Origin of the sequence: Mesorhizobium sp. Primo-A, from assembly GCF_003997175.1 — a bacterium.
Taxonomy (GTDB): domain Bacteria; phylum Pseudomonadota; class Alphaproteobacteria; order Rhizobiales; family Rhizobiaceae; genus Mesorhizobium; species Mesorhizobium ciceri.
Map to the genome: position 1 here is coordinate 457,659 of NZ_RZTG01000002.1, position 12,840 is coordinate 470,498.

10 protein-coding genes are annotated in these 12,840 nt (G+C 63.6%); 3 read left to right on the forward strand and 7 right to left on the reverse strand.

Annotated features, from left to right (window positions below):
- Window position 1 precedes the first annotated feature (1 nt).
- Window positions 2-1,828, forward strand: a complete 1,827-nt coding sequence (locus tag EOC83_RS04940) for an alanine racemase (RefSeq protein WP_063170030.1) — start codon at window positions 2-4, stop codon at window positions 1,826-1,828.
- Here EOC83_RS04940 and EOC83_RS04945 read toward each other — a convergent pair whose 3' ends face one another.
- The 7 genes from EOC83_RS04945 to EOC83_RS04975 form a co-directional block, all read right to left on the reverse strand.
- Complete coding sequence (locus tag EOC83_RS04945; protein WP_063170031.1) at window positions 1,829-3,205, reverse strand: FGGY-family carbohydrate kinase; 1,377 nt, start codon at window positions 3,203-3,205, stop codon at window positions 1,829-1,831.
- A complete protein-coding gene (gene rhaM, locus EOC83_RS04950) occupies window positions 3,202-3,519 on the reverse strand; it encodes an L-rhamnose mutarotase (RefSeq protein WP_024503130.1) in 318 nt (105 codons plus the stop codon). Before rhaM ends, EOC83_RS04945 begins: the two co-directional genes overlap by 4 nt.
- Window positions 3,519-4,514: an ABC transporter permease gene (locus EOC83_RS04955; RefSeq protein ID WP_063170032.1), complete on the reverse strand. Its 996-nt coding sequence runs from the start codon at window positions 4,512-4,514 to the stop codon at window positions 3,519-3,521. The genes rhaM and EOC83_RS04955 overlap by 1 nt, the downstream gene beginning before the upstream one ends.
- On the reverse strand, window positions 4,511-5,485 hold the full coding sequence (locus tag EOC83_RS04960) for an ABC transporter permease (protein WP_013533601.1): 975 nt from the start codon (window positions 5,483-5,485) through the stop codon (window positions 4,511-4,513). Before EOC83_RS04960 ends, EOC83_RS04955 begins: the two co-directional genes overlap by 4 nt.
- The gene (locus EOC83_RS04965; RefSeq protein WP_063170033.1) at window positions 5,482-7,023 is read right to left on the reverse strand and encodes a sugar ABC transporter ATP-binding protein; all 1,542 of its coding nucleotides are present in this window, start codon (window positions 7,021-7,023) and stop codon (window positions 5,482-5,484) included. Before EOC83_RS04965 ends, EOC83_RS04960 begins: the two co-directional genes overlap by 4 nt.
- Before the next feature lie 84 nt (window positions 7,024-7,107).
- On the reverse strand, window positions 7,108-8,103 hold the full coding sequence (gene rhaS / locus EOC83_RS04970; protein ID WP_013533599.1) for a rhamnose ABC transporter substrate-binding protein: 996 nt from the start codon (window positions 8,101-8,103) through the stop codon (window positions 7,108-7,110).
- A 55-nt stretch (window positions 8,104-8,158) separates the two neighbouring features.
- Window positions 8,159-8,968, reverse strand: coding sequence for a DeoR/GlpR family DNA-binding transcription regulator (locus EOC83_RS04975; RefSeq protein WP_063170034.1), 810 nt, complete (start codon window positions 8,966-8,968; stop codon window positions 8,159-8,161).
- Window positions 8,969-9,153: 185 nt separating this feature from the next.
- On the opposite strand from EOC83_RS04975, the gene EOC83_RS04980 reads away from it, so the two are divergent.
- Together EOC83_RS04980 and rhaI are read left to right on the forward strand one after the other, a co-directional pair.
- Complete coding sequence (locus EOC83_RS04980) at window positions 9,154-11,256, forward strand: bifunctional rhamnulose-1-phosphate aldolase/short-chain dehydrogenase (protein ID WP_027161700.1); 2,103 nt, start codon at window positions 9,154-9,156, stop codon at window positions 11,254-11,256.
- Between the two features lie 12 nt (window positions 11,257-11,268).
- Window positions 11,269-12,558 carry an L-rhamnose catabolism isomerase gene (gene rhaI / locus EOC83_RS04985; protein WP_063170035.1) on the forward strand — a complete coding sequence of 430 codons (1,290 nt, stop codon included), beginning with the start codon at window positions 11,269-11,271 and terminating at the stop codon, window positions 12,556-12,558.
- The last annotated feature ends 282 nt before the right edge of the window (window positions 12,559-12,840 follow it).

Consider the following 12,840-nt stretch of genomic DNA (forward strand, 5'->3'; position numbering starts at 1 on the left):
GATGTCGGGACCGCAAGTCGCCATCGACCTTGGCCGCATCGAGCGCAACGCGCGCACCATCGTCGAGCGCTGCGCGCTGTCGGGCATAAAAGTGTTCGGCGTCACCAAGGGCACTTGCGGCATGCCGCAAGTGGCACGCGCCATGCTGCGCGGCGGTGTCGCCGGCATCGCCGAATCGCGTTTCGAGAACATCCGCCGGCTGCGCGACAGCGGCATCAACGCACCGATCATGCTGCTGCGCAGCCCGCCGATGGCGCGGGTCGAGGAGGTGGTGCGCACCGTCGACATCAGCCTGCAATCGGAACTCGCCACCATCCGCGAAGTTTCGCGCATCGCCGAGCGCATGGGCCGCGTCCACGACATCATGCTGATGATCGATCTCGGCGATCTCCGCGAAGGCATCTGGCCGAACGACCTGATCCCCACGGTTGAGCAGATCCTGCAGTTCAAGGGCGTGCGCATCGCCGGCATCGGCACCAATCTCGGCTGCTTCGGCGCCATCATGCCGACGCCGGAAAACCTTGGGCAGCTCGTCGCCCATGCCTACAAGACCGAGCGCCTGTCCGGCAAAAGCCTCGACGTGATTTCCGGCGGCGCCTCGTCGTCGCTGCCGCTGCTGCTCGAAGGCAGGCTTCCGGCCGGCATCAACAATCTGCGCGTCGGCGAGGCGATCCTGCAAGGTGGCGTCGAAACCTTCCGCGATGTGCCATGGGCCGAGCTCGAGCCCGATGCCTGCCGGCTGACCAGCGACATCATCGAGGTCAAGCTCAAGCCGTCACGGCCGATCGGCCAATCGGGCTACGACGCCTTCGGCAACCAGCCGGTCTTCCCCGACGAGGGCGATAGGCTGCGCGCCATCGCCAATATCGGCCGCGAGGACGTGCTGGTCGAGGGGCTGACGCCGATCGCCAGGGGGATCCGGGTGCTGGGCGCCTCCAGCGACCATCTGCTTTTGGATGTCGCCGATGCCGACCCGCCGCTGGCCGTCGGCGACCGCGTCGCCTTCCGCATGAGCTATGGCGCCATGCTTTTGGCGATGACCTCGGAATATGTCGAGAAGGCCCCGATGCACGATGTCGAGGATTTTTCCGGCCGCAAGATGGTGCAGATCTCCGCCGGGCCGGGGGCTGCCGGCATCCTGGCCCGGGAAGGCACCGGCGCGCGGCTGGAGGCGATGAATTTCGATGTCGTGGAACTCGCCGATGTCGAGCGGCCGCCATCGGGGCTGATCCGGCTGGCCGCCGGCACCGACCGTCGCGTCGCGCATAAGGCTCTGACCGCAACGGCGCGCGCCACGCATTCCTTCGGCCTGATCTGGATCGATTCCATCGCCGCCCTGATGCCTGAGGACGAGGACGGCATCGACCTGCCGGAAGGCTCGGTCCTGGCGCGATCGCTTGGCCTCGACCACAAGGCGGGCGCCCTGCAGCCGCAACTGTCGCCGGAGAATGTCGTCATCGTCGGCTTGCGCCACGCCGATCCGGCCGAGGCGCGGGTGCTGAAGGATTCGCGCGTCTCCGCCTTCACCATGACCGATATCGACGCCATGGGCATGCGCGACCTGATGCATGAAGCGATCCGTATCGCCACATCAGGCACGCAAGGCTTTCATGTCAGCTATTCGCCGACCGCGACCGAATTCGCCGGCTGGGCTGCGGGCTCCGGTGGGCTGACCGTGCGCGAAACACATCAGGCGATGGAGGCGATCGCGCTCTCCGGCGGCTTGCTGTCGATGGATGTTTCGGGCCTGACGGCGGATCTGGAGCCGCGGATCGGCACCGACGCGGTCAACTTCGTCATGTCTGCCTTCGGCAAACGGATTCTCTGATCAGCCCTGCACTTCCACTGCCGCCCGCCATGCGCTGACATAGTCGACCCATGCTGGGTCTATAGGCCGTTCTATTCTTTCGCCCTTGCCGTGCGTCGCCGGCCGATCGCATGCCAGCAGCGCCGCGCCGATGCTGGTGCCGGTGGCGGCCTCCGACGCAACCACGGCGCGCGCCGTGGCTGCCGCCAGCATGCCGACAAAGAGCCGGTTGCGGGCAAAGGGGCCTTCGACCGTGGTCGGGCCGTCGGCACCGATCAAGTCGAGGCAGGTCGCCGTCATCAGGGCCAGATAGAATGAGATGGCGGCAAAGCGCTGGCCTTTGTTGATGCCGTCGGCGTTGAGCCATGCCGCGGCATGGTGCGGGAACGGCCCCGAACCTTGCTGGGTCGACGGCAGCAGCAGCATCTTTCGCGCCAGCACGGCGCCGACATCATCCTCGGTCCACGGCTCCGGCTGATCCTTTGTCAGCACCGAAAACTCGCGGCCACCCATGAAGCGCGCAGAGGGAACGGGATCGCCGAGCGCGTTGACATTGACCAGCGTGTCGCGCGCCGCATCCAGCACAATCTGCTTGCCGCCGACCGCCATCGACACCACCCAGGTGCCGGTCGAGACCACCGAGAAAGGCGGTTTGTCGGACAGCAGATGCGGCAGCAGCGACGCGTTGGAATCATGCAGACCGCAGAACACCGGCGTTTGCGGATCGAGTCCGGTTCGCACCGCAACAGCGGGCAGGATCGGGCCGAGGCGGTCCCCGGCTGGCCGCACCGGCGCCGTCAGGCTTCGCCACTCCAGCCTCTCGACCAGGGATGAAAAATCCGCTGTCCACGGGTTCCACAGGTCGGTGTGGCAGCCGAGCGAGGTGACCTCGTTGGCGGCGATGCCGGTCAGGCGCAAGGCCCAGTATTGCGGGTACATCAGCAGCGCCGCGGCCCTGGCGAATTCCGCCGGGAAGCTCTTCTGCTGCCAGAAGAATTGTGCTCCGAGATTGAGGCCGAGCGGCAGGCGCGGCGTGCCGGTCTCGGCAAAAGGCGGGCGGATCGCGTCGTAATCCTCGGCCATCCCGTCGGGGCCGTCGAACTCATAGTCGAGCACCGGCAGCACCAGTTCACCCGCCGCGTCGACCAGCACGCCGGTCGCGCCATGGGTGGTGATCGAAATGGCGTCGATGCGCTGTTCGCGGTTGAGGCCGGCAAGGCTTTCGAGGATGAATGCCCACAAGGCCTCGACATCGTGATGTGGGTAAGGCGCCTGCCGCACCGGCGCATTCGCCATGCGGCGCAGCGCCACCTCGCTCAACGCAGCGAGGTCGACCAGCGCCACCTTGGCGTTGGTCTTGCCTATGTCGATGACGGCGATGTGGCGCATCGCAGTCATGCCATATGGAACATTGTTTCCAGCTTCACGGCCACCGGCTCGTTGTCCGGCCTGGTTTCCATGATGTCGGCCATGTGGGCCCACCAGCGCTGCATCACCGAATGCCCGGGCAATTCGTCCATGCGGTGGTCGTCTTGCCGCCACAGCACACCGAACAGGATATTGGTCTCCTCGTCGAGATGGATGGAATAATCGGAGACGCCGGCCTGCTTCAGCAGCGCGACCAGCGACGGCCAGATCTCGTCATGGCGCTTCTTGTACTCTGCCTTCATGCCGGGCTTCAGCTTCATCTTGAACGCGTATTTCTCGGCCATCAACGCCCTCCGCGCAGCCGCCGCCAGACGATCGGCAAGGCGATGACGATGATCAGCAGCAGGCCGATGAAGATCGACATGACGATGCCCGGCACATTGAGCAGGCCGAGCCCGAAGGTCACCAGCCCCATGATGAAGGCGGCGAGCACGACGCCCAGAATGCTGCCGGCGCCACCGAGGATGCTGACGCCGCCGAGCACCACCATGGTGATGACTTCGAGTTCATAACCCTGCGCGATCGAGGGCCGCGTCGAACCGAGGCGCGAGGTGATCAGCACCGAGGCGATGCCCGACATCAGCCCGGTCAGGCAAAACAGGATGAACTTGGTGCGGCCGACGCGCACGCCGGAAAATTGCGCAGCGACCGGATTGTTGCCGATGGCGAAGACGCGTCGGCCGAAACTCGTGCGGTGCAAGAGGAACCAGTAGACGACAGCCGCGATCAGGAACAGCACCAGCTCGAACGACACCACCCACCAGACATAGCCCTGGCCGAAGAAGGCGAAGCTTGAGGGATAGCCTTTGTAGGCCTGGTCGCCGAGGATGATGAAGGCGATGCCGCGAAACAGGCTCATCGTGCCGATGGTGACGACGATCGAGGGCAGGCCGAGCCTTGTCACCAGCAGACCGTTGAAGGCGCCGCAGCCGAGCCCGACAACGATGCCGATTGCCACCAGCACTGGCGTGCCGGCGCCGGCCTGCACCGCCATGCCCATCATGGTCGACGCCAGCGCAATGATGGCGGCCACCGACAGATCGATCTCGCCCGAGATGATCAGCAGCGCCATGGCGAAGGCGATCAGGCCCTTCTCGGTGAAATTGAAGGTCAGATCGGACAGCGAGTACGGATCGAGGAAATAGGGCGAGGCGAAGCTGTTGATGGCGAAGATGGCGACGGCCACCACGACCAGCAGCGCTTCCCAGGAAAAGATCGCCGAACGCAGCGGCTTGTCGAGCCGGTCGGGAATGTGGCGCGGGGCAGGGCTGTCGGTCACGCCTCCACCTTTCTGAGGATGATGCGGCCTTGCTGGCGCTCGCCGCGCGCATTGAGCACGACGGCCAGAATGATTGCGCTGCCCGAAATCGCCATCTGCCAGAAGGGTGAGATGTTGATGACCGGCAGCGCGTTGGAGATGATGCCGAGGAACAGCGCCCCTAATACCGCGCCGCCGACCGAGCCGATGCCGCCGGCGATCGAGATGCCGCCGATGACGCAGGCGGCGATGATGTTGAGCTCATAGCCATTGGCGACCTCGACCGAGGCGATCACGTAGCGCGAGATCCAGAGATAGCCCGACAGGCCGCCAATCATGCCGGAGATGCAGAAGACGATGAATTTCGTCCGGCCGACATCGATGCCGGCATAGACCGACGCCGTCGGGTTGACGCCGATTGCGTAGATCGAGCGGCCGAGCGCGGTGCGTGTCATCACAACGAAGAACAGCGCAATGACCAGGATGGCGATCCACGACAGCACCGGAATGCCGAGGAAGGCCGCGCGCTGGAAGCCGATGAACTCCGGGCTCATCTTGTCGGCATTGACCCAGGCACCGCCGGACAGGACGAAGGTGGCGCCGCGATAGATGGTCAGCGTGCCCAACGTCACCACGATCGAGGGGATGTTCAGCCGCCAGACCAAAAGGCCGTTGATGGCGCCGAGCACCAGGCCGACGACCAGCGCAATGACGATCAGCAGCGGGATCGGGATCGCCGGATGCGCGGCGTTCAGCATCGCCACCACCATGCCGGTGAAGCAGAGGTTGGACGCCATCGACAGGTCGATCGACCGGGTCAGGATGACCACCATCTGGCCAAGCGCCAGGATCATCAGGATCGAGGTGTCGTTGAACACCTGACGCAGATTGGCCGGATCGGCGAAGGCCGGAAAACGCGTCGAGATCAGCCCGATCAAGACGATGATGGCAGCAGCCAGCCAGATTTCGCGGTATTTGAGGAAAGCCTTCATGCCGCGATCCCCGCTGCCGTCCGAACCAGCGTCTCGGCGTCCAGCCCCTTGTTGTCGTAGACCGCCGCGACTAGCCCCTCGCGCATGACCACGACACGGTCGGACATGCCGAGGATTTCGGGCAGCTCGGACGACACCATGATCACCGACAGGCCTTGCGCCACCAACTCGGCCATGAAGCCGTGCACGGCGGCCTTCGAGCCGATGTCGATGCCCTTGGTCGGCTCGTCCAGGATGATCACCTTGGGCGACGTCGCCAGCCATTTGGCGATGACGATCTTCTGCTGGTTGCCGCCCGACAGCGTGCCGACATCCTGGCTGAGCGAAGAGGCCCTGAGGTCGAGTCGCTCGGTGTAGGAGCGGGCCAGATCGAACTCCTCCGACAGCCGCAGCAGGCCGGATTTCGACGTGCGCTTGAGCGAAGGCAGCGAGACGTTATGGAAGATCGGCAGGCCGATCACCACGCCTTGCTTGCCGCGTTCTTCCGGTACGTAGACGATGCCGGCATCGATCGAATCCGCAGCCGATTTCGGCGCGATCGTCTTGCCTTCCAGCGTGATCGTGCCGGCTGAGGTGCGGGTGATGCCCGATATCGCCTGCATCACCTCGCTGCGGCCGGCGCCGACAAGGCCGTAAAAGCCGAGGATCTCGCCCTTGTGCAGTTCGAAGCCGATATCGTTGAATTCGGTCGGATGCGACAGGCCGGAAACGGAGAGCACCGGTGCGCCGATCTCGGCCTTGCGCTGCGGGAAGATGTGATCGACCGCGCGGCCGACCATCAGGCGCACGATCTGGCTCTGGCCGGCATCCTTGATCAGGCCTTCGCCGACCATCTCGCCATCGCGGAACACCGTGTAGCGGTCGGCGATGCGGTAGATCTCGTCGAACTTGTGGCTGATGAACAGGATCGCCTTGCCATCGCTCTTGAGGAATTCGATCAGCAAAAAGAGCTCCTCGATCTCCTTCATGGAAAGCGCGGCGGTCGGCTCGTCCATGATGACGATCTGCGCGTCGATCGACATGGCACGCGCAACCGCGACCAGATGCTTGTTGGCGATGCCGAGGTCCTTCAGCCGCGCGTCGGCGTCGATATGGCCGGCATGCATGGTGTCCAGCACTTCGCGCGCATTCTTGCGCATCGTGCGCCAGTCGATGGTGCCGAAACGCGTGCGTGGCGCGTGGCCGAGAAAGATGTTTTCGGCGACGCTCAGATCGTCGAACAGCACGGTTTCCTGGTGGATGGCGGTGACGCCATGGCCGAAGGCGGCATGCGCGCTGGGCAGGGTGACGGCGTGGCCGTCTATGCTGATCGTGCCCCCGTCGGGCTGGTAGATGCCGGTCATGATCTTGACCAGCGTCGACTTGCCGGCGCCGTTCTCGCCGATCAGCGCTGTCACCTGGCCCGGATAGAGCGACAGGCTGACATTGTGCAACGCGCGCACGCCGGGAAAGCTCTTGGAGATGCCGGACAGCGTCAGGCGTGGAGCCGGGGCCGGAGGCCGCTCCTTCACCGCGCCGTGTTGGGCTGTCGTGTCCATAGTCGTATCAAGCCCTGAAACAAGGTTCGTTTAAAGCCGCGGCGGGACGTGAGCCCCGCCGCGTCAGCTCTAGAGAACTCCAGATCAATAGATCTTGGAAAACTTTTCGATGTTCGACTTGTCGAACTGGAAGGGCGGAGCCATTGCAGCCGAGTTGGTGTCGTCGAGCGTGACCTTGCCGACGCGGCCGATCGACAGCGTGGCGCCGGGCTTGGCCTCTTCCTTCTTCACCGCCAGATCATGGGCGAGGTAGACGGCCGAGTAGCCGAGGTCGATCGGGTTCCACAGGGCAACCGCCTGGCTGGAACCGTTGTCGATGAACTTCTTGAACTCGGACGGCAGTGCGAGACCAGTGACATTGACCTTGCCGATCAGGTTCTCGTCGGTGACGACCTGGGCGGCGGCAACGACGCCGACGGTGGTCGGCGCGATGATCGCCTTCAGGTTCGGATAGGACTTCAACAGGCCCTTGGCTTCGTCGGTGCTCTTGGCCGAATCGTCATCGCCGTAGACGGTGGCGACGAGTTTGATCTTGGGGAACTTCTCCGGCAGGATCTTCTTGGCCGCGTCGATCCAGGCGTTCTGGTTGGTCGCGGTCGAGGAGGCCGACAGGATGGCGACCTCGCCGCCTTCCGGCAGGTGGTCGGCGGCGAGCTTGATGATGGTCTCGCCGATCAGGCCGGTGTCGGACGGGTTGAGGTGAAGCTGGCGACCTTCCTTGGCGACGCCCGAATCCCACGAGATGACGGTGATGCCGCGTTCCATGGCCTTCTTCAGCACCGGCACCAGAGCGTCGGCGTCATTGGCCGAAATGGCGATGGCGTTGACCTTCTGCGCGATCAGCGAATTGACCACTTCGATCTGCGCTTCGGCGGTCGCCTTGGTCGGGCCGGTGTAGATGATGTCGACATCGCCGAGTTCCTTGGCCGCCTCTTCGGCGCCCTTGTTGGCGGCATCGAAGAAGCCGTTGCCGAGCGACTTCACCACCAGCGCGATCTTGACGTTTTCGGCATAGGCGGCATTCACGAACATGGCGGCCGAGAATGCAGCCGTCACCATCAATTTCTTCAAGAAGCTCATCGAATTTCCTCCCTTGAGCGTTGCATTCCATCGCCGCTGCGAGCGCGAGTTGGCCTCAGGCCTGCAGTGAAGATTCTTCCTTGTTGGTTGCGGATGTGCGGGCGACGATCAGCGTCACGCCGGCGGTCTCCAGCATCTTGGCTTCACGATCGTCGATGCCGTCATCGGTGATGACGGTGGCGATGCGCGACAGGCCGCACAGGATGAGGCTGGAGCGTTTGCGGAATTTCGAGGAATCGACCAGCACCACCAACTCGTCGGCCTGGTCGATCAGTTTCTGCTCCGCCTGGATCAAGAGCGGATCGCCCTCCATCAGGCCGAGCGGCCCCAGACCCTGCGCACCCATGAACATGCGGCGCGCATAGAAATTGCGCGTCACGTCGTTGTCGAAGGGCGACAGGATGATGTTCTGCTCGCGATAAATGGTGCCGCCCGACAGCATCACCGTATTCTTGGAATGCTTGAGCAAATGCTCGGCGATGGGGAACGAATTGGTGAAGATCGGCATGCGGCGGCCGGTCAGGAAATGCACCATCTGGAAGGTGGTGGTGCCGCCATTGATGATGATCGGTTCGCCGTCGTTGCACAGCTCGACCGCTTCACGCGCAATCGCCCGCTTCTGCGAGGCGTTGATGGTTTCGTTGACGGAAAAGGGCCGGCCGGCCAGCCCGATGAACTGCGGCGGCGAGATTGCCTCGGCGCCGCCGCGCACGCGGCGCAGGCGCTTCTGGACGTGGAGAGCCGCGATATCGCGCCGGATCGTCGCCTCGGAGGACTCCGTCAGGTCGACCATCTCCTGCACCGTCACCACAGGCTTTTCCTGGACGGCGGACAGAATGATCCTGTGGCGCTCTTTTTCGTGCATGGTTCCTCCCTGCCCGGGCATCTAGGCACCCAAAACGCGCAGTGTCAATCATTTCCGATCATATAATTTCATTGTGCAGTGCAGTATGATCGATATTGATCGTTTGTGATTGACAAGCCGAGCGCTTCCGTGGAAATTCGGGGCCAAATGGCCGCGCCTTCTGCGTGCCTTCGGGAGGATTTCTTATGCTCGACAAGCGCACCGGCGCGCGCCTCGCCAATCTGTGGGACGAGGCCAAGGCTCACGCCATGAGCGGGCCGGAACTTCTGGTCTACCGTTCGAACACACTTGGTTCCGACAAGCGGGTCACCAACTATGGCGGCGGCAACACGTCGTCGAAGATCTGGCAGAAAGACCCGCTCACCGGCGAGGATGTCGAAGTGCTGTGGGTCAAGGGATCGGGCGGCGACAGCGCCTCGATCAAGCTGGACGGCTTTGCCACGCTCTACATGGACAAGCTGCGCGCGCTCAAAGGCCTCTATCGCGGCGTCGAGCACGAAGACGAGATGGTCGGCTTCCTGCCGCACTGCACCTTCAACCTCAATCCGCGTGCGGCTTCGATCGACACGCCGCTGCATGCCTACGTGCCGAAGCCCTTTGTCGACCACATGCATCCCGATGCCATCATCGCCATTGCCGCGGCGAAGGATTCGAAGGCGCTGACGAAAGAAATCTTCGGCGAGGCCATCGGCTGGCTGCCGTGGAAGCGCCCTGGCTTCGAACTTGGCCTGTGGCTGGAGAAATTCTGCCTCGAACACCCAGCCGCCAAGGGCGTCATCCTGGAAAGCCACGGCCTGTTCACCTGGGGCGACACCCCCAGGGAATGCTACGAGACGACGATCTCAGTGATCAACCAGGCGATCGAATGGTTCGAGCGCCGCTCCGAGGGTGTCGCTATCTTCGGCGGTGAAGCGGTCAAGTCGCTCGACGCCACTGAGCGCCGTGCCATCGCGGCCAAACTGATGCCGAGGATTCGCGGCCTGATCTCGGAAAGGAGCCACAAAACAGGCCATTTCGACGATTCCACTGCTGTGCTCGAATTCGTCAACTCCAGGGATCTGCGCCCGCTGGCGGCACTCGGCACCTCATGCCCCGACCATTTCCTGCGCACCAAGATCCGCCCGCTGGTCATCGAATTCGATCCGGCAAAGCCCGATGTCGATGCCGTCATCGCGCGTCTTGCCGACGACATCGCCGAATATCGCGTTGGCTACCAGGCCTATTACGACAGCTGCAAGCATCCGGACTCGCCCGCCATCCGCGATCCCAATGCCGTCGTCTACCTGATGCCCGGCGTCGGCATGTTCACCTTCGCCGGCGACAAGGCGACGGCGCGCATCTCGGGCGAATTCTATGTCAACGCCATCAACGTCATGCGCGGCGCCTCCACCGTGTCGTCTTATGTCGGCCTGCCTGCACAGGAAGCCTTCGACATCGAGTACTGGCTGCTCGAAGACCTGAAGCTGCAGCGTATGCCGAAGCCGAAGTCGCTTGCCGGCCAGATCGCCCTGGTCACGGGTGGCGCCGGCGGCATCGGCCGCGCCACGGCCAACCGCCTGCTGCGCGAAGGCGCCTGCGTGGTGCTGGCCGACATCGACGAGACAGCACTGGCCAGCGCCAATGACGAACTGGCGAAAGTCTACGGCAGGGACTTCGTGCGGCCGGTGCTGATCAATGTCACCTCGGAGGAGCAGGTCATTTCGGGCTTTGCCGAGACAGCGGTCGAGTTCGGCGGCATCGACATTCTGGTATCGAATGCAGGGCTGGCCTCCTCGGCGCCGATCGAGGAGACGACGCTGGCGCTGTGGAACAAGAACATGGACATCCTGTCGACCGGTTATTTCCTGGTCTCGCGGGAAGCGTTCCGGCTGTTCCGCGCGCAGAAGATTGGCGGCAACGTCGTCTTCGTCGCCTCCAAGAACGGCCTTGCCGCATCGCCGAACGCCGCCGCCTATTGCACCGCCAAGGCTGCCGAGATCCATCTCGCCCGCTGCCTGGCGCTGGAGGGCGCGGAGGCGCAGATCAGGGTCAATGTCGTCAACCCGGACGCGGTGCTGCGCGGCTCGAAGATCTGGACCGGCGAGTGGAAGGAACAGCGCGCCGCCGCCTACAAGATGTCGACCGACGATCTGGAGGAGCACTATCGCTCGCGTTCGATGCTGAAGCGCTCGGTCTTCCCGGAAGACATCGCAGAGGCGATCTATTTCCTGGCGTCCGACATGTCGGCCAAGTCGACCGGCAACATCATCAATGTCGACGCGGGCAACGCCCAGTCGTTCACGCGCTGAGCGGAGGGGACGATGGAACACATCATCTCCGCCGACCTCGTCGACAAGGACAACGCCGCGCGCAAGGCAAACCTCGAGCGCGACTACGCCTCGCTCGGCGAGCGGCTCGACCGTCGCGGCATCGCCATCGACGCTATCAGAGACAAGGTCGAGAAATTCGCGGTGGCGATCCCGTCCTGGGGCGTCGGCACCGGCGGCACGCGCTTTGCCCGCTTTCCCGGTGCCGGCGAGCCACGCGATATCTTCGACAAGATCGAGGATTGCGCCGTCATCCAGCAATTGACGCAGGCGACGCCGACCGTTTCCCTGCACATTCCGTGGGACAAGGCCGATCCGAACCGGCTGAAGCAAGCGGCCTCGCGCTTTGGCCTCGGCTTCGACGCCATGAACTCCAACACCTTTTCCGACGCCAAGGACCAGAAGCTCTCCTACAAATTCGGCTCGCTGTCGCATGCCGACGCCGGCACGCGCCGGCAAGCGGTCGAGCACAATCTCGAATGCATCGAGATCGGCAAGACGCTCGGCTCCAAGGCGCTGACGGTGTGGATCGGCGACGGTTCGAACTTTCCCGGCCAGGTCAATTTCGCCAAGGCATTCGAGCGCTATCTCGACGCCATGAAAGAGGTCTACGCCGGACTGCCCGCCGACTGGAAGCTGTTCAGCGAGCACAAGATGTACGAGCCGGCCTTCTATTCCACCGTCGTGCAGGACTGGGGCACCAACTACATGATCGCGCAGGAGCTGGGCGACAAGGCGTTCTGTCTCGTCGACCTCGGCCACCATGCCCCAAACGTCAACATCGAGATGATCGTGTCGCGGCTGATCCAGTTCAAAAAACTCGGCGGCTTCCACTTCAACGATTCGAAATATGGCGACGACGATCTCGATGCCGGTTCGATCGATCCTTACCGGCTGTTTCTCGTCTTCAACGAACTGGTCGACGCCGAACTTTCCGGCGCCGAGGGGTTCGACCCGGCCCACATGCTCGACCAGAGCCACAACGTCACCGATCCGATCGAAAGCCTGATGCTATCGGCGGTCGAGGTGCAGCGCGCCTATGCGCAGGCGCTGCTGGTCGACCGCAAGGCGTTGGAAGATTTTCAGGATAGCAATGACGCGCTGATGGCGACGCAGACGCTGAAAGCGGCCTACCGCACCGATGTCGAGCCGATCCTCGCCATGGCGCGGCTGAAGACCGGCGGCGCCATCGACCCGGTCGCCGCCTATCGAGCGGCGGGTTACCGCGCCAAGGTTGCAGCGGAACGCCCTGCAGTCGCTGGCGGTTCGGGCGGCATTGTCTGAGGCCGAGCCGGCCCCCTCATCCGGCCGCTTTGCGGCCACCGCCCTCCGGGCGTTCGTTGTTCGAAAAGCCAAGCAGTTGGCTTTTCGCCCGCTGCGCGGACCACGCCTCACCCCCGCAGGGAGAAGAGACTGGCGTCAGCGCTGACACCTCCTCTCCCCTCGGGGAGAGGTCGGATTGCCCCGAATTGCCCTTCGCAATTCGGTTGGCAATCCGGGTGAGGGGGCTCTTTCTCGTGCTCCCTTAATTGTTAGTGGACTCGATCCGTCCAACACGGTCTTCTA